The 24,288-nt window shown below is 64.9% G+C and carries 22 protein-coding genes and 1 other RNA gene; 12 read left to right on the forward strand and 11 right to left on the reverse strand.

Annotation, left to right across the window (positions count from 1 at the left end):
• Positions 1-18: 18 nt before the first annotated feature.
• Positions 19-864 (reverse strand): 3-deoxy-8-phosphooctulonate synthase, encoded by an 846-nt coding sequence (gene kdsA / locus ACZ6YI_RS04030; RefSeq protein WP_465777524.1) that lies wholly within the window; start codon positions 862-864, stop codon positions 19-21.
• Positions 865-953: 89 nt separating this feature from the next.
• Positions 954-3,371 (reverse strand): glycosyl hydrolase family 95 catalytic domain-containing protein, encoded by a 2,418-nt coding sequence (locus ACZ6YI_RS04035; protein ID WP_465777525.1) that lies wholly within the window; start codon positions 3,369-3,371, stop codon positions 954-956.
• 283 nt (positions 3,372-3,654) lie between these two features.
• On the opposite strand from ACZ6YI_RS04035, the gene ACZ6YI_RS04040 reads away from it, so the two are divergent.
• Together ACZ6YI_RS04040 and ACZ6YI_RS04045 are read left to right on the forward strand one after the other, a co-directional pair.
• Entirely contained in the window at positions 3,655-6,564 is a 2,910-nt protein-coding gene (locus ACZ6YI_RS04040) for a TonB-dependent receptor (protein WP_465777526.1), read from the forward strand.
• A 38-nt stretch (positions 6,565-6,602) separates the two neighbouring features.
• Positions 6,603-7,802 carry a glycoside hydrolase family 27 protein gene (locus ACZ6YI_RS04045; RefSeq protein WP_465777527.1) on the forward strand — a complete coding sequence of 400 codons (1,200 nt, stop codon included), beginning with the start codon at positions 6,603-6,605 and terminating at the stop codon, positions 7,800-7,802.
• Positions 7,803-7,866: 64 nt separating this feature from the next.
• On the opposite strand, the gene ACZ6YI_RS04050 is transcribed toward ACZ6YI_RS04045, so the two are convergent.
• A complete protein-coding gene (locus ACZ6YI_RS04050; RefSeq protein ID WP_465777528.1) occupies positions 7,867-8,418 on the reverse strand; it encodes a lipocalin-like domain-containing protein in 552 nt (183 codons plus the stop codon).
• A gap of 132 nt (positions 8,419-8,550) precedes the next feature.
• Between ACZ6YI_RS04050 and ACZ6YI_RS04055 the strand changes: the two genes are divergently transcribed.
• Positions 8,551-9,459, forward strand: a complete 909-nt coding sequence (locus ACZ6YI_RS04055; protein ID WP_465777529.1) for a LysR family transcriptional regulator — start codon at positions 8,551-8,553, stop codon at positions 9,457-9,459.
• Positions 9,460-9,465: 6 nt separating this feature from the next.
• Here ACZ6YI_RS04055 and ACZ6YI_RS04060 read toward each other — a convergent pair whose 3' ends face one another.
• From ACZ6YI_RS04060 to smpB, 5 genes are all read right to left on the reverse strand, one after another.
• Entirely contained in the window at positions 9,466-9,834 is a 369-nt protein-coding gene (locus tag ACZ6YI_RS04060; protein ID WP_465777530.1) for a VOC family protein, read from the reverse strand.
• Between the two features lie 101 nt (positions 9,835-9,935).
• The gene (locus ACZ6YI_RS04065; protein WP_465777531.1) at positions 9,936-10,466 is read right to left on the reverse strand and encodes a methylated-DNA--[protein]-cysteine S-methyltransferase; all 531 of its coding nucleotides are present in this window, start codon (positions 10,464-10,466) and stop codon (positions 9,936-9,938) included.
• A 28-nt stretch (positions 10,467-10,494) separates the two neighbouring features.
• Complete coding sequence (locus ACZ6YI_RS04070) at positions 10,495-10,719, reverse strand: hypothetical protein (protein ID WP_440330213.1); 225 nt, start codon at positions 10,717-10,719, stop codon at positions 10,495-10,497.
• Between the two features lie 264 nt (positions 10,720-10,983).
• Positions 10,984-11,376, reverse strand: a transfer-messenger RNA (tmRNA) gene (gene ssrA, locus ACZ6YI_RS04075).
• A 146-nt stretch (positions 11,377-11,522) separates the two neighbouring features.
• Positions 11,523-12,023, reverse strand: a complete 501-nt coding sequence (smpB, locus tag ACZ6YI_RS04080) for an SsrA-binding protein SmpB (RefSeq protein ID WP_440330217.1) — start codon at positions 12,021-12,023, stop codon at positions 11,523-11,525.
• A gap of 80 nt (positions 12,024-12,103) precedes the next feature.
• Between smpB and ACZ6YI_RS04085 the strand changes: the two genes are divergently transcribed.
• A complete protein-coding gene (locus ACZ6YI_RS04085; protein ID WP_440330219.1) occupies positions 12,104-12,532 on the forward strand; it encodes a type II toxin-antitoxin system RatA family toxin in 429 nt (142 codons plus the stop codon).
• Positions 12,533-12,539: 7 nt separating this feature from the next.
• The gene (locus ACZ6YI_RS04090) at positions 12,540-12,797 is read left to right on the forward strand and encodes an RnfH family protein (RefSeq protein WP_465777532.1); all 258 of its coding nucleotides are present in this window, start codon (positions 12,540-12,542) and stop codon (positions 12,795-12,797) included.
• Between the two features lie 86 nt (positions 12,798-12,883).
• Here the strand turns inward: ACZ6YI_RS04090 and ACZ6YI_RS04095 are convergent, their stop codons facing one another.
• Positions 12,884-13,354 (reverse strand): outer membrane protein assembly factor BamE, encoded by a 471-nt coding sequence (locus ACZ6YI_RS04095; protein WP_465777533.1) that lies wholly within the window; start codon positions 13,352-13,354, stop codon positions 12,884-12,886.
• A 75-nt stretch (positions 13,355-13,429) separates the two neighbouring features.
• Here ACZ6YI_RS04095 and fur point away from each other — a divergent pair, with 75 nt between their 5' ends.
• Positions 13,430-13,846, forward strand: coding sequence for a ferric iron uptake transcriptional regulator (fur, locus tag ACZ6YI_RS04100; RefSeq protein ID WP_045829542.1), 417 nt, complete (start codon positions 13,430-13,432; stop codon positions 13,844-13,846).
• Positions 13,847-14,148: 302 nt separating this feature from the next.
• On the opposite strand, the gene ACZ6YI_RS04105 is transcribed toward fur, so the two are convergent.
• Entirely contained in the window at positions 14,149-15,768 is a 1,620-nt protein-coding gene (locus ACZ6YI_RS04105) for an MASE1 domain-containing sensor histidine kinase (RefSeq protein ID WP_465777534.1), read from the reverse strand.
• 89 nt (positions 15,769-15,857) lie between these two features.
• Between ACZ6YI_RS04105 and ACZ6YI_RS04110 the strand changes: the two genes are divergently transcribed.
• Entirely contained in the window at positions 15,858-16,487 is a 630-nt protein-coding gene (locus tag ACZ6YI_RS04110; RefSeq protein ID WP_440324231.1) for a response regulator, read from the forward strand.
• Positions 16,488-16,582: 95 nt separating this feature from the next.
• On the opposite strand, the gene recN is transcribed toward ACZ6YI_RS04110, so the two are convergent.
• Positions 16,583-18,253 carry a DNA repair protein RecN gene (gene recN / locus ACZ6YI_RS04115; RefSeq protein WP_465777628.1) on the reverse strand — a complete coding sequence of 557 codons (1,671 nt, stop codon included), beginning with the start codon at positions 18,251-18,253 and terminating at the stop codon, positions 16,583-16,585.
• Positions 18,254-18,384: 131 nt separating this feature from the next.
• Between recN and hrcA the strand changes: the two genes are divergently transcribed.
• From hrcA to dapB, 5 genes are all read left to right on the forward strand, one after another.
• Positions 18,385-19,443, forward strand: a complete 1,059-nt coding sequence (gene hrcA, locus ACZ6YI_RS04120; RefSeq protein ID WP_440324229.1) for a heat-inducible transcriptional repressor HrcA — start codon at positions 18,385-18,387, stop codon at positions 19,441-19,443.
• Between the two features lie 82 nt (positions 19,444-19,525).
• A complete protein-coding gene (gene grpE, locus ACZ6YI_RS04125; protein WP_440324227.1) occupies positions 19,526-20,059 on the forward strand; it encodes a nucleotide exchange factor GrpE in 534 nt (177 codons plus the stop codon).
• A 91-nt stretch (positions 20,060-20,150) separates the two neighbouring features.
• The gene (gene dnaK, locus ACZ6YI_RS04130; protein WP_465777535.1) at positions 20,151-22,076 is read left to right on the forward strand and encodes a molecular chaperone DnaK; all 1,926 of its coding nucleotides are present in this window, start codon (positions 20,151-20,153) and stop codon (positions 22,074-22,076) included.
• A 129-nt stretch (positions 22,077-22,205) separates the two neighbouring features.
• Entirely contained in the window at positions 22,206-23,336 is a 1,131-nt protein-coding gene (dnaJ, locus tag ACZ6YI_RS04135; RefSeq protein ID WP_465777536.1) for a molecular chaperone DnaJ, read from the forward strand.
• A gap of 150 nt (positions 23,337-23,486) precedes the next feature.
• The gene (gene dapB / locus ACZ6YI_RS04140) at positions 23,487-24,281 is read left to right on the forward strand and encodes a 4-hydroxy-tetrahydrodipicolinate reductase (RefSeq protein WP_465777537.1); all 795 of its coding nucleotides are present in this window, start codon (positions 23,487-23,489) and stop codon (positions 24,279-24,281) included.
• The last annotated feature ends 7 nt before the right edge of the window (positions 24,282-24,288 follow it).

A 24,288-nucleotide genomic window follows, 5' to 3' on the forward strand; every position in this document is an offset into this window, starting at 1 on the left:
CCGCGATCGCCTTGCGGCTTAGCGAATATCGAGTGGTGCGAAGCCCTTCACCAGATCATCCAGTGCCTTGATCTGGGTCAGGAAGGGTTCGAGCGCGGCCAGGGGTAGCGCGCTGGGGCCGTCACAGCGGGCGTTGTCCGGATCGGCATGGGCCTCGAGGAAAAGGCCGCCGATGCCCACGGCCATGCCGGCACGCGCCAGTTCGACGACCTGGCGACGGCGGCCACCGCTGGCCTCGCTGCCGGAATCACGACGCTGCAGGCTGTGGGTCACGTCGAAAATGGCCGGGTAACCGCCGGTGGCTTCGATCATCTCGCGGAACCCGAGCATGTCGACCACGAGGTTGTCGTAGCCAAACTGGGCGCCGCGTTCGCAGAGGATGATTCGCTCGTTGCCGGCTTCCTTGATCTTGCCCGTCACGTGCTTCATCTGCGTCGGGCTCATGAACTGCGGCTTCTTGATGTTCACCGCGCGGCCGGTCTTCGCGATCGCCTCGACCAGGTCGGTCTGGCGAGCGAGGAACGCGGGGATCTGCAGCACATCGACTACTTCAGCGACGATAGGCGCCTGGAAGATCTCGTGGACGTCGGTGATGACCGGGATACCAAATTCGGCCTTCACCTTCTCGAAGATGCGCATCCCTTCTTCCAGGCCCACACCGCGGTAGGAATGGATCGAGGAGCGGTTGGCCTTGTCGAAGCTGGCCTTGAAGACGTAGGGGATGCCCAGCTTACGGGTGACGTCAACATAGTGAGCCGCCGCATTGAGGGTCGAATCCAGGTCCTCCAGCACGTTGATGCCGCCAAAGAGCACGAAGGGCAGGCGGTTACCGACTTCGACGCCGGGGGCGATGGAAACGTTCATGGGGTGGCTCCGGAAGGGGTGGGGCAGGCCGCCCATGGTAACGCCATTGAAGGCTTGATCGCCGCGCCCGGGGCGCCCGGAGGGCACCGTCACGGCGTCAGCGTGATCGATTCCCCGGATCCAAGCCTGACGGGCCTGGTCCATGTCCCGGCCTTCAACACGGTCTGTTCGCCGCCCACGCTGCGTACGGTCACCGAGGTGACCTTGCCCTGTTTCCACGAAAGGTCGACCTGGAATCCGCCACGGGCGCCCATGCCGGTAACCGTACCGGATGCTGCCCAGGCGGTTGGCAGCGCGGGGAGAAGCTTGATCTCCCCAGGCCGCGAGGACATCAGCATCTCAAGCATCGCCGTGGGCGTGCCAAAGTTCGCGTCGATCTGGAAGGCGTCGTTCTTCGCGTCCAGGTTGTACATGTCGAAGAGGTTCTTCGCGGTGCCGTTGGTCAGGTGCGCGGACGGCGTCAGGTTGGTGACGATCAAGTCGTAGGCTTTCGCCGCGTTACCTAGCCGAGCCCAGCACATCGCGCGCCAGGCGCATGCCCAGCCGTAGCCGCCTGTGCCGCGTGCTTCGAGGAGGCGGGTTACGCCTTCGATCAGTGCCGGCGGGCTACTTTCGGCGCGGATACGGTCGCCGGGGAAGAAACCCACGAGCGGCGACAGGTGCCGGTGCTCGTGTTCGCCGAGGTCGTCCGGCGTCATCCACTCTTCCAGCCAACCGGTTCTGGGGCTGACCTGCGGCAGGTAGAGCCGAGCCTGCAGCTGCGCGATCGTTGCGGCGTAGTCGCGGTCCTTGCCGAGCAGGGCGCTGGCCTGGCGGTAGTTCTCGAACAGGTCCCAGACCCATTCCTGCGAATACGTATTCCCCCTGGCATCGGTCGGGCCGTGCTCGGGGGACCAGTCGGCATCGTCGACCAGGACCTTGCGCGCCTTGCCCGTCGCAGGATCCTTCACACTGACCTCCAGCAGGCGCGACTCCCAGAACTCGCAAGCCCCTTTCATCAAGGGATAGATGCGCGCGAGATAGGCCTGGTCCAGTGTGTACTGGTAGTGCTGCCACAGGTTGTTGCACAGCCAGGCATTCCCGGCAGGGTGCCAGCGCCAGCCACCACCGCCGTAAATATTCATCGAGATGCCGACGGTCCAGCCGGCGATCTTTCCGGAGCTGTTGCGGTAGCTGCTGCGCGGGTCGTTGAAATGCTGCCGCGTTGCCGTGGTCCAGGCATCGACCTGGCTGATGCAGTAATCCGTGAAGGGTTCGAAGCAAGAGGGCAACCCGGCACGATCGGGCAGCCAGTAGTTCATCTGGATGTTGATGTCGTTGTGGTAATCGGCCATCCACGGCGAGATGTTGCTCTCGAGCCAAAGGCCTTGCAGCCCGGTGGGCAGGCTGTCACGGGAGCCGGCGATCGTGAGATAGCGGCCATACTGCAGATACGTGGCCTCGAGTTCAGGATCCGGTGCGGCCCCGGCAGCCGCGCGCGCCTTGAGGCGGGTCCACGTATCCATCGCGCGCTGCGCTTTCGTGGACTGGCCAAGGTCGACACGCATGGTATCGAAGAGCGACCGGTAGTCGGCCACGTGGGTGTGAAGAAGCGTGGCCGGCGTCTGCCCGGCCGCGACGAGGGTCTTCCGGGTCGCGAGCACCAGGGGATCCAGCGACGAATCCATGAAGTGCTTCGCCGACTCCGGTGTGTAGTTCGTTCCGCCGCAGACGACGATCGAAAGTGTGTCGCAGTTGGCAAAACGAAGCCCGCCGGCATCGCCGCGAATCTCACCGGACCCACCTAACGCAAGCACATTCGCCGCGTACTTCAGGCCGTTCGGCAGTGCCCCTTCGAAGTGGCACGTCGCGGCGTGAAGGGGCTCCGGCAGACCTCCGGCGTGCGACGTGTCGCCATGCATGCCGTGCAACGCGAGCGAGCCGCTGTAGCTGCCACCACCCGTCTGGGACAACTGGATGGCGATCATGTCGTCGGGGTGGCTGGCGAAAACGTTCCAGTTGTAACCGACGCCGTCCTTCCGGTACGACACACGGAGATAGCCCTGTTCCAGGTCCAGCTCGCGGCGGTAATCGGTGATGTGGGCCGCATCGTGTCCCGGAATCGACAGGTACAGCTTCGCCAGCATCACCAGGCTGCCGAAGTGCCCGGTGGTGTAGTCGAACTGGCCGTCTTCACCCAGCACGACATCGCCCGTACCCAGCCACATCGAGGCGTCGGTGAGGTAGAGGAACGAGGCTGCGGGGTCGCCGCCGACCAGCGCGCCCAGGCGTCCATTGCCGACAGGCAGCGCTTCGCGCAGCACGTTGGATTCGGCGGCGGGCGTGTCGTACCAGAGCACGTGCTTTCCCGGCGTGGCGGGCAGGGGCCCCTTCGGGCGCACCACAGGCTTGCCCTCGGTGAAACGGGGCAGCGCGAGCCACGGCAGGGCGGCCGCCGTAGCGCAGGTCAGTTTCAGGAAGTGCCGCCGGCCTGCTGGATCCCTCCGCGGATCTCCGCCCGTGCCCATCGTTCGCCGACGCCCCTGCCGAATCGATTTGTAAGACAAATGAATGTAGACCCCTGTCGCGGACTTGTCATGTTGCGCCGCAGCTTGTTGGGAGAGCCGAATTTGGGCAACGATTAATAAGTACTACAAATGCGCGGTAGCAGCTGGCGGCTCTGTCAGGTGTTGTGGGATGACGGGGAACATCAAGCTTCAAGGTTCCGTCTCGGGGGACGGGTCCGATGTGCGTCGGTTAGCAAGCCACGTGTGCTCATTGGGGTTTTCCACAGTGTCGGGGAGGGTAACCATGCAGTTGACGAAGCTTGCGGTCGCCGTGCGGCGTTCGCTCGTAGCAACGGGTGTTGTCTGGATGATGGGTTACGGCGCGCCGGGCTTCGCCCAGGCGGCGGCCACGCCCGATGCAGCATCGACCGGCGCGGCAGCGCCCGCGCCGCAGGCGAAGCCCGCCAAACCGGCGAAGCCGGCGAAACCCGGCACCGCGGCAGAGGACGAGAAGAAGGTCACCGAGCTCGGCGCTGTCGCTGTCACCGGCCAGCTCGCGGCGCTCCAGCGCGCGCAGGCGATCAAGCAGGACGCCGTCAACGTCGTCGACTCGATCTCCGCCGAAGAGGCAGGCAAGTTCCCGGATCCCAACGTGGCCGACGCGCTGCAGCGCGTACCGGGCGTCTCGGTGAACCGTAGCGGTGGTGAATCCAGCCAGATCGCCATCCGCGGCTTCGGCCCGGATTTCGTCGCCGTCACGATCAACGGCCGCCCCATGGCCACGGCCTCGGGCTCGCGCGCCTTCAACTTCGACGTGCTGCCTTCTGAAATCATCAGCGTCGCCCAGGTCAACAAGACCTCGTCGGCGGATATCTCCGAAGTCGACATCGGCGGCGTCGTGGATATCCAGACCGCGCGGCCGCTCGACTTCAGCGGCTACCACGGCGCTTGGAGCGGGGCGGGCGTCAACAGCAACCTGACCGGTTCCTGGAAGGGCAAGACCACGCCCAAGGCCTCGGGCCTGCTCGGCTGGACGAACTCGGACCACACGTTCGGCTGGATGGCCAACGCCACGTACTACAAGCGCAAGGATACCCAGCTCAATACCCAGGCCAACTCCTGGTACGCGGACCAGAGCATCAAGACCTCGCCGGACCAGACGGTACCGACGTACACCGGCGTCGCGGTGCCGGAAACCCTGGCCACCAACGTGCTGGACGAGACTCGCACCCGCAAGGGCGTCAGCGGCGCCATCGACTGGAAGCCGATCGACCAGCTGACCGTGCAGTTCGACACGCTGTTCTCGAGCTACAAGGTCGACGGCCTTGAGCACGAATTCGGCGAGTACGGCAACACGGGCGACATCCAGTCGATGACGCTGGATCCGAATGGCACCGCGCTCAACTTCGTACGCAATAGCTCCGGTCCCAACGTCATGGCGAACGACTACGTCATGTCCTACGCGCCCAGCTACGAAAAGAGCTACCAGAACGGCCTTAACCTGGGCTTCGATATCGACCAGGACACCAAGCTGAGCCTGGACGTGTCCAGCTCCAAGGCCTGGAACAAGGAAAGCCCGAACGGTTACTTCCTCGTGATCGGTGCGAAGAACTTCGGCACCAATCCCACCTGGACCAACGGCGGTAACAGCGAGCCGCCGAGCTACTCGAACATCCTGTCGACCACCGACATGTCCAACCTTGCGGCACACTGCTGTAACGCGGGTTCGGGCAACAACATCACCAACAAGGTGAACAACTACCAGCTCAAGCTGGACAAGGCCTTCGACGGCACGCTCACGCGGTTGCAGGCGGGCGTGCAGTACACCAAGCAGTGGATGAAGTCCGACAGCTGGGGAACGCCCAACGGTATCCTCTGCAACGCCTACTGCGGCTATTCCCTCAACGTGCCGCCGGAAGCGGTCGGTGCGTATGTCTACGAAGCGCCGTCGAAGGTCCACGGCGTGTCGTCGCCGGGCGCTCCGTCGGAGTGGATCCAGTACGACCCGCGCGCGTACCTGGCCTGGCTGGCGTCACCGGCGGCGTACAACCAGCTTCCGGACGACAAGCGCAACGCGCTGCTTGCCGGCCTGGCCGCGAACGGTGGCACCCTGGATGCCGCCCCCAACCCCGGTAGCTACAACAACGTGGGTGAGGACCAGAAGGCGTTCTTCGCCAAGGCGCTCTTCGAAGGCACCGCCTGGAACATGCCCTGGGCGGTCGACGTGGGCGTGCGTTACCTCCACGTCGCCTCGACGTCCACGGCGGTGAACCAGCCGCCGGTCACGTACTACGTCGACCCGAACGACACCAGCAATGCCCAGGTGTCGTATGGCCCGCTGGCGCCGCAGTCGGCGGATGGCGGTTACCACAAGTGGTTGCCGTCGATGAACTTCAAGTGGAGCCTGCTGGATAACCTGGTCTACCGCTTCTCGCTCTCCAAGACCCTGACGCCGCCGCAGCTCAGCAACCTCTACTACAACACGAGCTACGGCGTGCGCCCGAACTCGCTGACCATCTCGCGCGGTAACCCGCAGCTCCAGCCGTATTCCTCGCGGAACTACGACATGGGCCTGGAGTGGTACATCGATGACGCCAGCTATATCGCGCTGGAAGGCTTCTACAAGAAGGTCAGCAACTTCAGCACGCTGGTCAGCTCGCCGGTGCAGTTCCTGACCGATCAGAACAGCGGGCAGCCCCTGACCTGGTCGCTCACCCAGCCGGTCAACCTGAACTCGTCGAACATCTACGGCGAAGAGCTGACCTTCAACTACCAGTTCAAGAACGTGCTGCCCGATCCGTTCGACGGCCTGGGCGTGGCGCTGAACTACACGCATGTGAAGAGCAGCACGTCGCTGAGCCCGGGCGTGATCGCCGCTTCCGGCAAGTTCGCCGTCCCCGGCATCGGCGACTCGGCCAACGCCAGCTTGTACTACGAGAAGGGCCCCGTGCAGGTGCGCGCCGCTTACAACTGGCGTGGCAAGTACCTCGAGAGCATCTCGTACGGCGGCGGCGCCCAGCCGGCCACGCGTAGCGCCTACGGCCAGCTGGACCTGAGTGCGAGCTACCAGGTGAACAAGTTCGTGTCGGTCTTCGTCTCGGGCACGAACCTGACCCATGAGCATCTGTACGACTACTCGGTCTACCGCAACCGATTCCTGTACGCGGAAGCCGACGGCACCGTCTACACGGTGGGCTTCCGGGGTACGTTCTGATGGTGCGACTTTCCTTGCTGAAGAAACGAGGTTCCATGATGAGTGACAGCCTTCCCAGCCTTCTCCGGGGCGTGGCTCTCGGCACGCTGCTGTGCGCTGTGGGTGTCGCAACCGCACCTGCGAAAGCGGCCGACACCGCCGACCTGCTACCGCAGATGGGCTTCAACAACTGGAACTCGACGCACTGCCGTCCGGAATTCGATGAAGCCATGATCCGCGGCATTGCCGACAAGTTCATCAGCCTTGGCCTGAAGGACGCCGGCTACCGTTACGTCAACATCGACGATTGCTGGGCCAACTGGCAGCGCGACAAGGATGGGCACCTGCAGCCCAACCCGAAGCGCTTCCCGAGTGGCATCGCCGCGCTCGCCGACTACATCCACCAGCGTGGGCTGAAGTTCGGACTGTACTCCAGCGCCGGCACGTCGACGTGCGAGCCGCTCCAGGAAGATCGGGGTTTCCCGGGTGGCCTCGGCCACGAAAAGGACGATGCGAAGAGCTTCGCCTCGTGGAAAGTCGATTACCTGAAGTACGACAACTGCAATAACCAGAAGCTCGATGCGCACAAGCGCTATACGGACATGGCCAACGCGTTGCGCAACAGCGGCCGGCAGATCTTCTTCAGCATGTGCGAGTGGGGCGAGAACAAGCCCTGGCTCTGGGCGAGCAAGCCGCCGGTCGATGCGGGTTCGTGGCGTACCACGGGCGATATCACCGATACGTACGCCTCGATGCTGAAGATCTTCAAGGAGAACGTGGTCCTCGATAAATACGCCCGGCTTGGTCACTGGAACGATCCCGACATGCTCGAAGTGGGCAACGGCGGCATGACGGATGTCGAGTACCGCAGCCACTTCAGCCTGTGGTCGATCATGGCCTCGCCGCTGCTCATCGGCACCGACCTGCGGACGATCAAGCCGGAGGCGTTGAAGATCCTGCTCAACAAGGATGTGATCGCCATCGACCAGGATCCGCTGGGTGTCCAGGGCAAGCAGGTGCGCGATGCCGACGGGATCCACGTGATAGTCAAGCCGCTCAAGGATGGCGGGCGTGCCGTGGCCGTCTTCAACGAAGGCGATGCGGCGAAGGACGTGACGGTGGCGCCTGCCGAGATCGGCCTCAAGGCCGGTGGCAGCTACACCATGCGCGACCTCTGGGCGCATACCGATGCCAAGGGTGATGGGTCGATCAAGGTGGCGCTGGAGCCGCATGCGACCGTGATGTATCGCATCAAGTAACACGACGGCATCGGCCGGGCGCGGGCGCCCGGCCGATGCACGTTCGCGTTTGCGTGCGGTCGTATCAGGACCGCACCCGGCGCCAGACCACCTCGCCATGCGCACCTTCGGCGGCGCCACTCGAGGGCTTGGCCACGATATAGGTCAGCTGGTCGTCCTTCAGCGTGTAGGCGCTGTCACCACCCTTGCCATCCCAGTTGGGGAACGAGGCGCGCAGGATCTGGCTGTGCATCGTATGCGCGTCGGCACTGACGTGGCCGTAGTGGGCGTTGAAGTCCATCGATGCCGCTTTGTACTCCTCGGGCGTGCCTTTCGATTTGTCGTTCACGGCGAACGGCATGCGCTTCGCCCTGACGATCTGCATCATGTAATCCCCATGTTCGTCGATCAGCCACATGCCTTCCGGTGACGGGCCATAGAGTTCGACGCGGCGGCCGTCGGGGTAGACGTTGTCGCAGCGGACCAGCGTCCAGGTGCCGACGAGTTCCTTCGGGACCGGTGCGGTGCCCATGGCCATCGTTGGCCCAGGGGGCGCCGCCGGCGCGGCGATCGCTCCAGGTGCGATGAGCGCCATGGCCAGGGCGGAAGTGAGCAGCGGCAGGGTGAAGTGCGACATGGTGGTGCCTCGAGGTTGGGGTGCCCCGATCCTGTGGCTTCCGTCGCAATTTGATAATGGGCCCCGTCGTTTATTGACCTTCAAATCGGATTTGAAGATGATCCGGCCGACTGGCTGGCCTGGGGCAGGGTGATGAACCGTCTGAGTGATATGCAGCTACTCGTCGATGCGGCGGACCTTGGCAGCCTGTCCTCCGCCGGCCGACGCGCCGGCCTCTCGCCCGCGGCGGCCAGTGCCTGCGTCCAGCGGATCGAGACCGCACTGGGCGCACGCCTGTTCGAACGCACCACGCGTCAGCTCCGGCTGACAGACGAAGGGCGGGCCTACGTCGCTTCCTGCCGGATCGCGATCGAGACGATGCGCGAGGCGGAACGGGTAGTCCGCAGTGGCACGGAGAGCGTGAGTGGAACGCTGCGCGTATCTGCACCTTCGGACATGGGGCGCAACCTGCTGGTGTACATCCTTGATCGCTTCATGCAGCTGCACCCTGGGGTGCGCGTCGTGCTGACGCTTTCGGATTCACTCTCGCGCTTCGTGCCGGATGATGTCGATGTGGCGATCCGTGTGGGGCCGCTGGAAGACACGGACCTGGTGGCGCGCCATCTCGCCGATAGCTGGCGGGTGGTGTGTGCTTCGCCGTCGTGCATTTCCGAGCATGGCTTGCCCGCGCGCGCGGAAGATCTCGCCCATCTTCCCGCCCTGGTGATCACCACCAAGGCAGGGCCGCGCAATGAATGGCGGCTTGGCGATGCGACGGTGCGCATGCTCCGTTACCACGAATGCTCCGACAGCGAAGTCATCCGCACCTGGGCCGTACTTGGGCGTGGATTCGCCTATCGACAGCTATGGGCCGTGGCGAAGGACGTCCGCGAGGGGAGGTTGGTGCTGGTCAATGCACCGGCCTGGTCGGCGCCGGCGCCCATCCATGCCGTGTACCACGCGAACACGTTCCAGCCACCGCGGGTGAGGCGGTTCGTGGAGTTCCTGCAGGCGGAGATGCGCGTGGCGATGTCGGGGGATGCGACAGAGCTGATGGGGTGAGCTTGGTTACGCGGTCTTTGCCTCTGGCCATTCACGGAAGACCACGCAGACCGTGGTCTTGTCCAGCATCGCGAACTCACGGGAACCCCAGGGCTTTAGCTCGGGCCGCTTCGAGTTGGGATGCAGAAGGTGCGGGACGCGCTGGGATAGTTCCTTGAATATGTCGTCGACATCGTCGGTGTCGATACTGAGTTCCGGCCGGTCCTTCGCTGCGAACTCCGGGCTTTCCACGATGTATGCCTTTGCGCCATCGCGGGCGATGACGGCCAGGTTGTCGTCGCGGTAGAGGACTTCGAACCCAAGCCCGTCGACGAAGAAATCCAGGCCGTCCTGCATGTGGTCGTAGAAGATCTTGGGGATCAGGTTCTTGAACATGCGCAGGTGTTCCGGTGGAAAGCCTCGGTCGAGGCTACGCCCGCGTGGGTGGCCGTACAAGGTCGCGAATGTTCGCCCGGGCGTGCGGACGCGTCCCCGGGTCAGGCGAACAGATCACCAGTGCGCTGGTCGGCAATGGGCTTCGCTGGAACCAGTGAACCTTCCAGCGTCAGCAACCAGGTTTTTGCCTCAAGTCCACCAGCGAAGCCCGTGAGGCTGCCGTTCGTACCGATGATCCGATGGCAGGGAGCCACGATGGATATCGGATTGCGCCCGTTCGCCGCGCCCACTGCGCGCGAAGCGGTCGGTCGCCCGATGGATTCGGCGATCTGAGCGTACGAGCGGGTTTCGCCAAAGGGCACGCGAAGCAACTCGGCCCAGACGTCCTTCTGGAAGGCCGTGCCGTGGAAATCGAGTGGGAGGTCGAAGACGTGTCGCTCGCCTGAAAAGTATTCGCTGAGCTGTCGCGCGGCTTCGTTGAGCACCGGATGGTCGTCCGCTTTTTCAGCGTGCGGCAGCGGGACGCGGCGAGGCGTGTCGTTTTCCCAAAGGATCGCCACCAATCCCTGCTCGCTTGCGACTAGCTTCAGGGTGCCGACAGGTGATGGGAGCGCTGTGTAGACGTAGGGCATGGTCGACGAGATAGCGCTCGAGCGGTGGTCAAGTCAAACCGAGATGCTTGGCAACGGCGAAGGTGACGAACAGCAGGAGAGCAAGCGTCGGCACGAAAATGGCGGCCGCCTTGCCTAGCGTGCGTAACATCGCGCGCCGCTCGGTCTGGCGTCCCTTCTTTCCTTGATCGTGATGCCATTTGATGGCGAAGAACATGCCCGTGCCGAACACGAGCACCTTGAAGGTGATGAAAGCTACGGGGACCCAGTCCACGGTATGTTTCCAGGCGATGACGTGTCGCTACCTGACGTAAGGGCAATGGGGAGGCGTCAGGGCAGGCCATGCACGAATGATGCTGCATGCTCGATGTCATGTTACTCGGAACCCATTCCAATGCATCGAGGCATATTGTCCCAGCCACACCGGGATGTACGTACGCGCGGTGCGCGTTCTCCGGGGTTGGCGAGACCGGCTCGCGGCGGCTGGCGAGCCCAAGAAAAAGCCCCGGAGGTTTCCCGCCGGGGCTTGTTCTTTTGATGGTGGAGATGGCGGGAGTCGAACCCGCGTCCGAAGGCGTTTAATCTCCAGATCTACATGCTTAGCTCACCGTTAAGTCTCGTCCACCGACAGCACGGCGTGCTAAGCGCACCGGCGGACATACCTGATTGATCTGGCGTCAGCCCCACAGGCGGAGAGGCTTTCGGCGGTCTCATGATAGTGACCCTACACCGGCGAGCATGAGCACAAGACCGGTTCGGGGGTTTGGCCTTTTTTAGGGGCCGGACAGCTTAGGCGGCGAGAGCCACCGAGTTGTCACCGTAGTAGTTGTCATTGGCAACTATATGTTTTGCAGCTGGTTTAACGAGGAAAGCTACCCCCTCGGCATGCACCAGTAGATCGCACTACCCCCGTCGAAACCAAAACATCCCCGGGGAAAACGTGGTGAACCTACGCCACACAGTATATGGGCGGGGTGGCGGGGTCACAATGGGCGGTTAGCCCGGTGGGTTGTGGGTGTTGGCCTACGTTGAGGTGGGTTTATCGCGCGCAAGCGCGCTCCCACTGGGGCACGGCTGTTAGCCCAGGCGGTTGTGGGAGCGCATTACCCGCTGCTTGTCGATCGCCCATTCGCGTTCCTTGTCGGAGTTGCGCTTGTCGTGCTCCTGCTTGCCCTTGGCCAGGCCGATCTCGCACTTCACCTTGTTGTTCTTCCAGTACAGCGCGGTGGGGACGAGGGTGTAGCCCTTGCGCTCGACGGCGCCGATGAGGCGGTCGATTTCCTCGCGGTGGAGGAGCAGCTTGCGGGTGCGGCGGTCGTTGGCGACCACGTGGGTGGAGGCGCTGATCAGCGGCGGGATCTGGGCGCCGACGAGGAATACCTCACCGTGCTCGATGATGGCGTAGCAGCCCTCGCCGAAGTTGATCCGGCCGGCACGCAGTGACTTCAGTTCCCAGCCCTGCAGCGCCATGCCGCACTCGAAGCGCTGGTCGATCTGGTATTCGTGGCGCGCGCGCTTGTTCAGCGCGATCGTGCCGCGGCCCTCTTTTTCCGTGTCCTTTATCTTCGCTTTCGCCATGTCCGCTAAAATCTTCCGAATCGGTCCCTGATACGAGGCCGGCGGGTCCGTGAGCCGGCAAATACGACGAGGTCTATCCAGTGATTGAAATCCGCCGCAGTGCGATCGTGCCTTTCACGCCCGCGCAGATGTTCGACCTGGTCAACGACGTTGAAGCATACCCAAAGCGCTTCAACTGGTGTGACGCCGCCACCATCGTGGAGCGCGAGGAAAACGCCCTGGTCGCCCGGCTCGACCTCAAGTTCGCCGGGATGAAACAGAACTTCACCACCCGCAACACCATGGAGCGGCCGAACCGGCTGACCATGAAGTTCGTGGAAGGGCCGTTTCGGTCGCTGGATGGCGTCTTCACCTTCCAGGCCCTGGGCGACGTAGGCTGCAAGATCGCCCTGGAGCTCGATTTCGACTACGCCGGTCTCGGCGGCTCCGTCCTCAAGATGGGTTTCCAGCAGCTCGCGAACAAGATGGTCGACGACTTCTGCGATGAGGCGCGTCGGCAGTATGGCTGAGCTGGCCGTGGAAGTAGCTTACGCCGGTCCCGAGGGGCAGGCGGTGGTTGAGCTGGTGGTGCCGGCTGGTACGACGGCGTGGGAGGCGGTGGGGCTGGCCCTGCCGACGCTTCCCGGTGAGATCCAGCCAGACCAGGGGCGCCTGGGCATCTTCGGAAAGAAGGTGGGGCCGGGGCAGGTGCTGGCAGAGGGTGACCGCGTGGAGATCTACCGGGCGCTTACGCTGGATCCGATGGAGGCGCGGCGGAGGAGGGCGGCCCGGTAGTTGGGAGGCGTCTCTGGCCCCCATCGCGCGCAAGCGCGCTCCCACAACCGCATGCGAAGAGGGGGCGAAGCCGCCCCCCGATCCGGTTACTTCTTGGAGTCGTCCGTGGTGGCGCCGCCGCCGAAGATGACGCTGTCGTCCTTCTTGTCGTTGGCGCTGGTGTTCTTGTCGCCCTTGGCGTCTTCGATCGGGTTGCTCTTGTACTTCTTCGAGTCTTCGAGGAGCTGCTGGGCATCCTGCTTGAAGAAATCGCCCTCGGTCTTCACAAGCGTGTCGTTGTTGAAGGTGAGGGTGAGGGTACGCGTGGTCATGGGCTTGCCACGGTGCGAATACGTGGAGACGTAGTCCCAGCGGTCGTTATCGAATGGGGAAATGACCGAGGGGGTACCCAGGAGGACCAGGACCTGACGCTTCGTCATGCCGGGCTGCAGCTGGTCGACGTTCTTCTTGTCGAGCAGGTTGCCCTGCTGCACGTCCGGGACGTAGACAAGGCCACAGCCAGCGGTGGCGGTTGCCAGGAGGACCATACCCAGCGTGCGGATGAGCTGCTTTTGCATGCGTTGAAGCGTCCAGATCGTGAAGCGAGCGATGATACACTAAGCGCCTGACGGCACCGCGAGATGAGGTCTGAGATGGACCAGGAAACCCAAGAGCTCCGCAAGGCGGGCCTTAAAGTCACCCATCCGCGCATGCGGATCCTGCAGGTCTTCGAAGAGGCGGACGAGCGCCACCTCACGGCCGAAGACATCTACAAGCGCCTGCTTGCGCACCAGGAGGACATCGGGCTTGCCACGGTGTATCGGGTGCTGACCCAGTTCGAAGCGGCCGGCATCGTGATGAAGCACAACTTCGAGGGCGGCCAGGCCGTCTACGAGTTGGACCGTGGCAAGCATCACGACCACATGATCGACGTTGACAGCGGCAAGGTCATTGAGTTCATCAGCGAGGAGATCGAACGCCTCCAGCATGAGATCGCCGAGCGGCATGGGTACGTCATCGAGGACCATAGCCTGGTCCTGTATGTGCGGCCGAAGAAGAAAGCCCGCTAAGTAATTGCTTCAAAAGAAAAAGCCCCCGTATATCGGGGGCTTTTTTGTTCCCACAGGGGTGGGGCAGGTTTTCGGCGGCACAAATAAAAACGCCGCCGGTGGACTCCTGTCCACCGGCGGCTGATCCGGATACCTGGTGGTTCGTGGATCGCGAGTTGCTCGCTAGATCCCGTACACCACCTGGCGCCGGCGAGGCTGACATCCTGTCGCCTCTTCAGGTCGATCGTCCCCACGATCGACCTGGGCTCACCGTCTCTCGACGGCGGCTCCCCCACATCGATGGAAGGATCGTAACGAAGCGTTCACGAACCGGCTATTGGAAAATTTCCTATGTTCGTTCCGATACTTGTGCTGCGGAGCAACACGCGGAGATGCAATCCCACGGGCTCTGGGACGATGCGGAACAGGCCGCCCAGGGCGGTGATCCGGTCGCTCATGCCCTGCAGGCCGCGACCGCCGCCATCGGTCCTGACCGGGCGCGGGGTGGAGGGTAGGCCATGCCCATCGTCACGAATGTCGAGGACGGCTACGGGGCCGCTGTCACGCAGGCCGATCCGCAGGCGTAGGCGCATTTCCTTTGCACCGGAATGGCGCACGACGTTGGTGGCGCTCTCCTGGACCACGCGGTAGATGGCGGTCAGGGTGTCGTCATCGAGCAGCCGGGGCTCGCCGCGCAGGTCGGTGACATACTGGATGCCGGCCGCGGTCAGCATGTCGCGGATCGGGCCTTCGTCCAGGGCACGCAGAAGGCCGAACTCGTCCAGCACCGACGGGCGCAGGCTATCCAGCATCTTGTGCAGGGCCCGGCGCATGTGGCCGAGGATCCCGTTGATGGCGCTGCCGATGTCGTCCAGGCCGGCGTTGCCGAGGCGGCTCTGGGCGAGCTTCAGGTGGGTCTGGATGGCGGTCAGGTTCTGGCCGAGCTCGTCATGCAGCTCCGAGGCCATGTGCCGGCGCAGGCTTTCCTCCGCCTGCAGGTTGCCTCGGGCCGCGTCGCGAAGCTGCCGGGCCAGCTGGTCGAGCCGTTGGTTGGCCGCGGCCAGGTGGGTGTTCTGCTGGGCCACGCGTTCGCTGCTGCGGCGGAGGGCGTCGGTCGCGGCGCCGAGCATCAGGGTGCCGGTGCCGGCTACGGCCAGGAACAGGTGGGCGGCGGCCGTGGGGGCGCCACGGCCGATCATGTCCTCGGTGACGTTCAGGCCCACGCTCGTGATCAGCATGGCCAGGCCGGCACCGCGCCAGCCGTGCCGGAAGGCGAAGAACAGCACCGGTGCCAGCGAAAGCACGCGGGCGAACTGGGGCTGGGGGGAGTACTCGGCCAGGGTCACCAGGATGGCCAGAGAGGGCAGCATCACCAGCAGGCCGTCGAGCAACAGCTCGGCTAATGCCGTCTGGGTGGGGCGTTCCCGGAACACCAGCACCATCACCGGCACCACCAGCAGCACGCCCAGGTAGTTGCCAAGCAGGTCGCTGCCGAAGGTGGTGCCGAGCATTTCGACCGGGGCCGCCGGGTGCAGCGAGGCCATCATGGCCGCGTTGCCGGCCGTCGCCACCGTCGCTGTGACCATGGCCGAGAGCAGCAGGCGGGCGACGTCCTCGGGGGTATTCAGGCTGGCATGGAGGTGCGCGCGGCGCAGGAGCCAGAGGCACGCCGCGACCATCAGCGGTTCCGGCGTATCGCCCAGCACGAACCCTGCACCGCCAATCGGGAGGCCGCTGCGCCACTCGCAGAAGGCGCTGGCGGCGATTTCACCGCCCAGGATCCAGAACCAGTCCCGCGTGCGGGTCAGCAGCAGGGCGCCGAAACGCAGGCCGAACGGAAGCACCCAGTACGGCTGCTCGGTCGGCCAGAGCATCACCCAGGCCAGCGCGTAGCTGATGGCGATGATCGGGCCGGCGAAGCGGAAAAGGGGGCGAAGGCGCATACGCGTGAATGTTACACGGCCCATGTGGCGCGCTGACGCCATGTGCGCGCATATGCGCACATTCGGTTGAGTACTGTTACATTCAGCCCATGCCAAGAATCGTCCTTGTAGATGACCACGCCATCGTCCGTGAAGGTTTCAAGCGGCTGATCCAGCTGGAACCGGACCTGGACGTCGTTGCCGAAGCGCGCAACGCCGATGAAGCCGTGGATGCCGTGACCCAGCACCGCCCGGACCTCGTGGCGGTGGACCTCTCGCTTCCCGATGGCAGCGGCTTGCCGCTTATCGAGCACCTGGGCAGCATCGAGCCGAACATGCGCATCGTCGTGCTGAGCATGCACGATGGCGAACCGTACGTGTCCGAAGCCATGCGCCGTGGCGCGCGTGGTTACGTGACCAAGGGCGTGGCCCCGGAAGAACTCGTGGCCGCCGTCCGAGCCGTTCTGGCGGGCGACCAGTACCTGAGCTCGGACCTGCGTGAACGTCGCTCCAGCCGCTCGTCGCAGGATCTCGATCCCTTCAGCCGCCTGACCGCGCGCGAGCGCGAGGTATTCCTGCTGCTCGCCGCCGGCCGGGCGCCGAAGCAGGTGGCGGCGGAACTCGGCATCGGGCAGAAGACCATCTACATCCACCGCGCCGCGGTGATGAACAAGCTCAACGCCGGGTCGGAACTCGACCTGTACCGCATGGCGCAGGAGCGCGGGCTGATCCGCAGCTAGCACTGCCCCTGTGGGAGCGCGCTTGCGCGCGATGGGAGCTTGCCGCGGTCCATCGCGCGCAAGCGCGCTCCCACAAGTGACGGTCGTGTCCCTGTTTAGCCCTGCGCCTTGTCCAGCATCTTCTTCGCGTGGGCGCGGGTTTCCTTCGTGATTTCCACGCCGCCGAGCATGCGCGAGATCTCCTCGCGGCGGCCGTTGGCGTCGAGCGCCCTGATCCGCGTGCGGGTGGATTCGCCGTCGCTTTCCTTGGCGACGTTGAGGTGGTTGTGGCCTTGCGCGGCGACCTGGGGCAGGTGGGTGACGCAGAGCACCTGCACGCGCTCGCCGAGGGCGCGCAGCTTCTGGCCGACCACTTCGGCCACGGCGCCGCCGATGCCGGTGTCGACCTCGTCGAAGATCATGCAGCCGATGTTGTCGTTGCCCAGCGTCGCCACTTCGATGGCCAGGCTGATGCGGGCGAGCTCGCCGCCCGAGGCGACCTTGCGCAGGGCGCGCGGCGGCTGGCCGGGGTTGGCGCTGACGAGCAGTTCGCAGCGTTCGCGGCCCTGCGGGTCCGGATCGTCGCCGTCGGCGGGTTCCAGCGCCACTTCCAGCCGGCCGCCGGACATGCCGAGTTCGCCCATGAGGGCGGCGACCGAGGAGCCCAGCCGGGCGGCGGCGTCGGAGCGTGCTTTCGAAAGCGCAGCGGCGGCGGTGTCGTATTCGCTGCGCAGGCGGTCGCGCTCGCGGCCCAGCCGCTCGAGCGCGTCGCCGGCGCCTTCGAGCTCGGCAAGGCGCTCGCGCAGTTCCTCGGCCTTGCCCGTGAGCTCCTCGATCGGCAGCCGGTAACGGCGTGACAGGTCGTGGAGGTGGGTGAGGTGGGTGTCCACCTCGGCGAGGCGCTCCGGGTCGAGTTCCACGTCCTGGGCATAGCGGCCCAGTCCGTCCACGGCTTCACCGACCTGGATCTGCGCGCTGTCGAGCAGTTCCAGGGTGGGGGTCAGGGAGGCATCCAGCTCGGCGAGCCGCGAGAGTTCGGCATGCGCGCGCAACAGGGCACGGCCGATGGCGAATTCGCTCTCGCCGTCGAGCAGCTCCACCACGCCGTTGGCGCCTTCGGCGAGGCGGCCGGCGTTCGCGAGGCGGCGGTGCTGCGCCTCGAGGTCTTCCAGCGCGGCCGGCGCAAGCGCCCAGCGGTCGAGCTCTTCCAGTTCGTGCGCGAGCAGTTCGATCTGCCGCTCGCGGTCGTCACCGCCCGAGAGCTGGCGGATCTTCGCCACCGCGTCGCGCCAGGCCTTCGCGAGGTCACGCACGCGGGCCAGGCCTTCCTCGTTGCCGGCGAAGGCATCGAGCAGGCCCATCTGGTGCTGGCGCGAGAGCAAGGCCTGGTGTTCGTGCTGGCCATGGATCTCGACGATCAGGGCAGCGAGGGCGGACATCTGCGCCAGGCTGGCCGGGCGGCCGTTGATCCAGCCCTTGGAGCTGCCCTCGGTGCGGATCACCCGGCGCAGGCGGCAGGTATCGCCGTCGTCCAGTTCCTCCTGGCGCAGCCAGCCCAGGGCTTCCGGGAGGCCGGTGAGGTCGAACTCGGCGGCCAGCTCGGCGCGGTCGCTGCCGGCGCGGACCATGCCGCTATCGGCGCGGGCGCCGGCCAGCAGCATCAGGGCATCGACCAGCAGGGACTTGCCTGCGCCGGTTTCGCCGCTGACCACGGTAAGCCCGGGCCCGAAGGCCACTTCGGCTTCTTCAACGACGGCAAACTGGCGGACGTAGAGCGAGGTGAGCATGGGCACCGGCGTGGCGGATGGAATCACGCCAATTGTAGCGGGAGCCGCGTCGCAGGAACCGAGACTTGCAAGGCGGGCGCGCAGACCTTATTGATATCGCCTGCTATCCCGCCCTCAGCCCACCCACGCGCATGAATCCGTTTTCCGGCCAAGACATTGATGCTCGCGCGCGGCGACTGTTGCGTACCCTGATTTCGCAATACCTGTCCGATGGCGAGCCGGTCGGCTCACGCACGCTGGCGAAGTCCTCCGGCCTGGAAGTCAGCCCGGCGACCATCCGCAACATCATGGCCGACCTGGAAGAGGCGGGTCTCGTCGCGTCGCCGCACACCTCGGCGGGGCGTATCCCTACACCGCGTGGCCTGCGCCTGTTCGTGGATAGCCTGCTCGAGCTCAAGCCCCTGCCGCGCGACGAGATGGCGCGCCTGCAAGGCGGACTCCCGCCGCACCAGACGACCACCCGCGACCTGCTGGGCAACGTTTCCCACCTGCTCTCGGCCATGACCCATTTCGCCGGCGTGGTCACAGTGCCGCGCCAGGGCGACTTCCCGCTGCGCCACATCGATTTCGTGAATCTCCCGGATGCCCGCGTGCTGGTCATCCTGGTCTTCTCCGATAACCAGGTGCAGAACCGGGTCGTGCAGCTTTCGCGCCCCATCGACGCGGGCGAACTCGAACAGGCCGCCAACTACCTCAACGCCCACTTCGCCGGGTTCCGCCTTGCGGATATCCGGGCCCACCTGGCGGCCGAGCTGCGTGAGGCCGGTGGCGAGCTCAACCGGCTGCTGGCCAGCGCGGTGGAACTGGCGACCGCATCCTTCCGGGATGACGACACCGACGACGTCCTCGTCAGCGGCCAGACCAACCTCATGGGCTACTCCGAACTGGCCGATATCGATCGCCTGCGCGATCTGTTCGACGCCTTCCAGCAGAAGCGCGAGCTGCTCCAGCTCATGGAAAACTGCGTGAAGGCGCCGGGCGTGCGGCTTTTCATCGGCGAGGAATCGGGCTTCTCCGCCCTCGACGGCTGCAGCATCGTCACGGCTACCTACGGCACCAGCGGCCGCATGCTGGGCGCGATCGGAGTTATTGGACCGACGCGTATGGCATATGAGCGGGTCATCCCGGTGGTACAAGCCACCGCCGGATTGCTCAGTGACGCCTTGAATCGCGCCGTGGCGACCTCATAAACCGCCACGGGAGGCGGGTTTAGTATTTCCCGCGAATGTTCGGTCCCCTCGCGGGGGCCGTTTGCTTACATTTGGAGTAATCATGCAGAACCACGATCCCCACGCGACGGATCCGGCGCAGGAGAGCGGTGCCGCCAACAGCGTCAACGCCGATCTTGATGCCCTGACCGCCCGTCTGGCGGCCCTCGAGTCCGAGCTGTCTCAGGCGCGCGATACCGTGCTGCGCGAGCGGGCGGAGATCGAAAACCAGCGCCGCCGCCTCCAGCGCGACCTGGACCAGGCCCGCCGTTTCGCCAACGAGAAGCTGCTGGGCGACCTGCTCCCGGTGTACGACAGCGTGGCCCTGGGCCTCGCCAACGAGAACGCCGATGCGAAGGCGCTGCGCGAGGGCCTCGAGCTCACGCTCAAGCAGCTGGAAAAGGTCACTTCGTCGAACGGCCTCGTGCTGGTCGATCCGCTGCACCAGCCGTTCAACCCGGAACACCATCAGGCGATCAGCGCGGTCGATTCGACCGAGCATGCGCCGAACACGGTGGTCGCCGTGGTCCAGAAGGGCTTCGTCCTGAACGATCGCCTGCTGCGCCCGGCGCTGGTCGCGGTCGTCAAGGACCACTGAGTCTCACAACGCATTGAATTGATGGGGCAAGGCCCCATTTCCACAAACAGTCGCGGCCGCGGGGGCCGCATTGAAATTCGGAGCACGTTTTATGGCCAAGATCATCGGCATCGACCTCGGTACCACCAATAGCTGCGTCGCCGTTATGGAGGGCACCACGGCACGCGTCATCGAAAACGCCGAGGGCGATCGCACCACGCCGTCCATCGTCGCGTTCACCAAGGACAACGAAGTCCTCGTCGGTGCGCCGGCCAAGCGCCAGGCTGTCACCAACGCCAAGAACACCTTCTACGCCGTGAAGCGCCTCATCGGCCGCAAGTTCACCGACGCGGAAGTGCAGAAGGACATCAAGCTCGTGCCGTACGGCATCGTGGCGCACGACAATGGCGATGCCTGGGTGCAGACCGCCGATGGCAAGAAGATGGCACCGCAGGAAATCTCCTCGAAGGTGCTCATGAAGATGAAGAAGACCGCCGAGGATTTCCTGGGCGAGTCGGTCACCGAAGCGGTCATCACCGTGCCGGCGTACTTCAACGACAGCCAGCGCCAGGCCACCAAGGATGCCGGCAAGATCGCCGGCCTCGACGTCAAGCGCATCATCAACGAGCCGACCGCCGCCGCCCTGGCCTATGGCCTCGACAAGTCCGGCACGGCCGACCGCAAGATCGCCGTGTACGATCTCGGCGGCGGTACGTTCGACGTCTCGATCATTGAAATCGCCAACGTCGATGGCGAGAAGCAGTTCGAAGTGCTCGCCACCAACGGCAACACGTTCCTCGGCGGCGAAGATTTCGACAACCGCGTCATCGATTACCTCGTGGAAGAGTTCAAGAAGGAGCAGGGCATCGACCTGCGCCAGGACCAGCTCGCCCTGCAGCGCCTGAAGGACGCCGCCGAGCGCGCCAAGATCGAACTCTCCTCGGCACACCAGACCGACGTGAACCTGCCGTACGTCACGGCCGACGCTTCGGGCCCGAAGCACCTCAACATCAAGCTGACCCGCGCCAAGCTCGAGTCGCTGGTGGAAGACCTGGTCAAGGGCACCATCGAGCCGTGCCGCACCGCGCTCAACGACGCCGGCCTGCGCGTGTCGGACATCAACGAGGTCATCCTCGTCGGTGGCCAGACCCGCATGCCCAAGGTCCAGGAAGCCGTCAAGGATTTCTTCGGCAAGGAAGCGCGCAAGGACGTCAACCCGGATGAAGCCGTCGCCGTCGGTGCCGCGATCCAGGGCGGCGTGCTGGGTGGTTCGGTGAAGGACGTGCTGCTCCTCGACGTGACCCCGCTGTCGCTGGGTATCGAAACGATGGGCGGCGTCATGACCAAGCTCATCGAGAAGAACACCACGGTGCCGACCAAGGCCTCGCAGACCTTCTCTACCGCCGATGACAACCAGACCGCGGTGACGGTGCACGTGCTCCAGGGTGAGCGCGAGCGTGCCAACGCCAACAAGTCGCTCGGCAAGTTCGATCTGTCGGGTATCCGTTCGGCGCCGCGTGGCACGCCGCAGATCGAAGTTACGTTCGATATCGATGCCAACGGCATCCTGCACGTGTCGGCGAAGGACAAGGACACCGGCAAGGAACAGAAGATCGAAATCAAGGCGGGCTCGGGCCTGTCCGAGGAAGAGATCCAGCGCATGGTGGCCGATGCCGAAGCCAACCGCGAAGAGGACAAGAAGTTCCACGACCTCGTCCAGGTGCGCAACAAGGCTGACCAGCTCGTGCACCAGACCCGTTCGCAGCTGAAGGAGCATGGCGGCAAGATCCCGGCCGAGCAGCTCGCCAGCATCGACGGCGCGGTGTCGGATCTGGAGAAGGCGAAGGATAGCGACGACAAGTCGGCCATCGAGTCGAAGATCGCCAACCTCGAGCAGGTCGCCCAGTCGCTGTACGCGGCGGCCCAGTCGGGTGGCGCCTCGGATACGGCGCAGCAGTCGGCACCGGGCGGCGGTTCGGCCCAGCCCGACGACGTGGTCGACGCCGAGTTCACCGAAGTCAAGGACGACAAGAAGTAATCGTCCTGATGGTGGGATCCGTGGCGCGGGTAGCTTCCCGCGCCACTTGTCTGAAGTATCAATGACGCGACCGCGCCGGGGCGAAAGCCTTCGGCGCGTTTGTCCGTCCAAGGGAAGCAAAAGCGTCACATGAGCAAGCGCGACTACTACGAAATCCTCGGTGTTGAACGTACCGTCACCGACGGGGATCTGAAAAAGACTTTTCGTCGCGTCGCGATGAAGTACCACCCTGACCGCAATCCGGATGACCCGGAGGCGATCGACAAATTCAAGGAAGCCAAGGAGGCGTATGACGTCCTCTCCGATGCCCAGAAGCGCCAGGCCTACGACCAGTACGGCCATGCGGCGTTCGAGGGTGGCGGCTTCGGTCGTGGCGGTGGCGCCGGTTTCGGCGACGTCGGCGACATCTTCGGCGATATCTTCGGTGACATTTTCGGCGGCGGTGGCGGTGGTCGCCAGCGCGCCCGACGTGGCGCCGACCTGCGTTACATCATGGAGCTCGACCTCGAGGAAGCCGTGTTCGGCGTCGAGAAGAAGATCGAGATTCCCACCCAGGTGAACTGCCACCACTGCAATGGCACGGGCTCGGAAGACGGCAAGGTCTCCACCTGTTCCACCTGCGCCGGCCACGGCCGCGTACGCATGCAGAACGGCATCTTCTCCATCCAGCAGGCGTGCCCGACCTGCCACGGCTCCGGCCAGAAGATCGACAAGCCGTGCAAGAAGTGCCACGGCGAAGGCCGCCTCGAGGAAGAGCGCACCCTGTCGGTGCAGATTCCGGCGGGCGTCGACAACGGCGATCGCATTCGTCTTACGGGGCAGGGTGAAGCCGGCCCGGCGGGTTCGCCGGCGGGTGACCTGTACGTCGAAGTGCGCGTGCGCGAGCACAAGATCTTCCAGCGCGACGGTTCCGACCTGCACTGCGAGATGCCCATCCGCTTCGCCCAGGCCGCGCTGGGTACCGAACTGATGGTGCCGACACTCGATGGCGAAGTCGCCGTGAACGTCCCGCCGGAAACGCAGACGGGCCAGCAGATCCGCCTGCGCGGCCGTGGCGTGAAGTCCGTCCGCGGCGGCCGTACGGGTGACCTCATCTGCACGGTGGTCGTTGAAACGCCGGTGCGCCTCACGAAGGAACAGCGCGAAATCCTGCAGCAGCTGGAAGCGACCTTCGTCGGCGAAGAAGCCGCGAAGCACACCCCGCGCTCCAACAGCTTCATGGATGGCGTAAAGGACTTCTGGTCCAAAGTGACCTCGTAACCGCGCCCATGCTCTTGTGGGAGCGCGCTTGCGCGCGATTCAAGGTGCCGCGAGCACCCATCGCGCGCAAGCGCGCTCCCACAACGACCTCGTCGCATTGGTTGGGGCGACCTATTACGATGAGCCTCTACGTTCTCGAAGGCTCACCCCATGACCCGCCCCATCCGTCTCGCCATCAGCGGCGCCTCCGGCCGCATGGGCCTCGCGCTGCTTGACCTCGTGCGCGATGACGAACGCTTCGAGCTGGTCCGCGCCGTGGTATCGACGCAATCCACGCGGCTCGGCAAGGCGGCGTATGGCGATGTTTCGGCGCTGCGTTTCACCGGTTGGGACGATGCCGCGGGCATCGACGTCGTGATCGATTTCAGTGGCCCCGAAGGTCTCGGTGCGGCCCTGGATGTGTGCGAAGCCACCGGCGCCGCACTCGTGACGGGGACCACCGGGCTCGACCAGGCCATGGAAGATCGCCTGGGCCGGGCGGCCGAGCGGACGGCCATTCTTCGCGCCGCGAACTTCAGCCTCGGCGTCGCCGTGCTCACCCGCCTGCTGCGCGAAGCCGCCGCCGCCCTGCCAGGCTGGGACATCGACATCGTCGAAGCCCACCACGGCCGCAAGGAAGACGCGCCGTCGGGCACCGCACTGGCCCTGGGCCACGCCGCAGCCGCCGGCCGCGACGCGAAGCTGGAAGACCTGGCGGTGTACGCCCGCGAAGGCCGCCCCGGCGCCCGTGAAGCCGGCACGATCGGTTTCGCCGTGGTCCGCGGGGGCGATATCGTCGGTGAGCACCAGGCGCTGATCATGGGGCAGGGCGAGCGCATCGAACTTGCCCACCGCGCCACCGATCGCCGCATCTTCGCCCGCGGCGCCCTGGAAGCCGCCGCCTGGATGGCCGGCCGTGCCCCCGGCGCCTGGACCATCGAAGACGTCATCGCCGCAAAGGTCTGAGTCGTAG

This window comes from Luteibacter sp. NPDC104163 (assembly GCF_055584245.1).

Bases quoted from the DNA above. Each gene is read 5' to 3' on its own strand.
- ACZ6YI_RS04035 (WP_465777525.1), bottom strand. From the start codon at position 3,371: ATGGGCACGGGCGGAGATCCGCGGAGGGATCCAGCAGGCCGGCGGCAC.
- grpE (WP_440324227.1), top strand. From the start codon at position 19,526: ATGCAGAACCACGATCCCCACGCGACGGATCCGGCGCAGGAGAGCGGT.
- dnaJ (WP_465777536.1), top strand. From the start codon at position 22,206: ATGAGCAAGCGCGACTACTACGAAATCCTCGGTGTTGAACGTACCGTC.
- fur (WP_045829542.1), top strand. From the start codon at position 13,430: ATGGACCAGGAAACCCAAGAGCTCCGCAAGGCGGGCCTTAAAGTCACC.
- ACZ6YI_RS04040 (WP_465777526.1), top strand. From the start codon at position 3,655: ATGCAGTTGACGAAGCTTGCGGTCGCCGTGCGGCGTTCGCTCGTAGCA.
- ACZ6YI_RS04065 (WP_465777531.1), bottom strand. From the start codon at position 10,466: ATGCCCTACGTCTACACAGCGCTCCCATCACCTGTCGGCACCCTGAAG.
- recN (WP_465777628.1), bottom strand. From the start codon at position 18,253: ATGCTCACCTCGCTCTACGTCCGCCAGTTTGCCGTCGTTGAAGAAGCC.
- ACZ6YI_RS04050 (WP_465777528.1), bottom strand. From the start codon at position 8,418: ATGTCGCACTTCACCCTGCCGCTGCTCACTTCCGCCCTGGCCATGGCG.
- smpB (WP_440330217.1), bottom strand. From the start codon at position 12,023: ATGGCGAAAGCGAAGATAAAGGACACGGAAAAAGAGGGCCGCGGCACG.
- hrcA (WP_440324229.1), top strand. From the start codon at position 18,385: ATGAATCCGTTTTCCGGCCAAGACATTGATGCTCGCGCGCGGCGACTG.
- ACZ6YI_RS04095 (WP_465777533.1), bottom strand. From the start codon at position 13,354: ATGCAAAAGCAGCTCATCCGCACGCTGGGTATGGTCCTCCTGGCAACC.
- ACZ6YI_RS04110 (WP_440324231.1), top strand. From the start codon at position 15,858: ATGCCAAGAATCGTCCTTGTAGATGACCACGCCATCGTCCGTGAAGGT.
- ACZ6YI_RS04045 (WP_465777527.1), top strand. From the start codon at position 6,603: ATGAGTGACAGCCTTCCCAGCCTTCTCCGGGGCGTGGCTCTCGGCACG.
- dnaK (WP_465777535.1), top strand. From the start codon at position 20,151: ATGGCCAAGATCATCGGCATCGACCTCGGTACCACCAATAGCTGCGTC.
- ACZ6YI_RS04060 (WP_465777530.1), bottom strand. From the start codon at position 9,834: ATGTTCAAGAACCTGATCCCCAAGATCTTCTACGACCACATGCAGGAC.
- ACZ6YI_RS04055 (WP_465777529.1), top strand. From the start codon at position 8,551: ATGAACCGTCTGAGTGATATGCAGCTACTCGTCGATGCGGCGGACCTT.
- ACZ6YI_RS04105 (WP_465777534.1), bottom strand. From the start codon at position 15,768: ATGCGCCTTCGCCCCCTTTTCCGCTTCGCCGGCCCGATCATCGCCATC.
- dapB (WP_465777537.1), top strand. From the start codon at position 23,487: ATGACCCGCCCCATCCGTCTCGCCATCAGCGGCGCCTCCGGCCGCATG.
- kdsA (WP_465777524.1), bottom strand. From the start codon at position 864: ATGAACGTTTCCATCGCCCCCGGCGTCGAAGTCGGTAACCGCCTGCCC.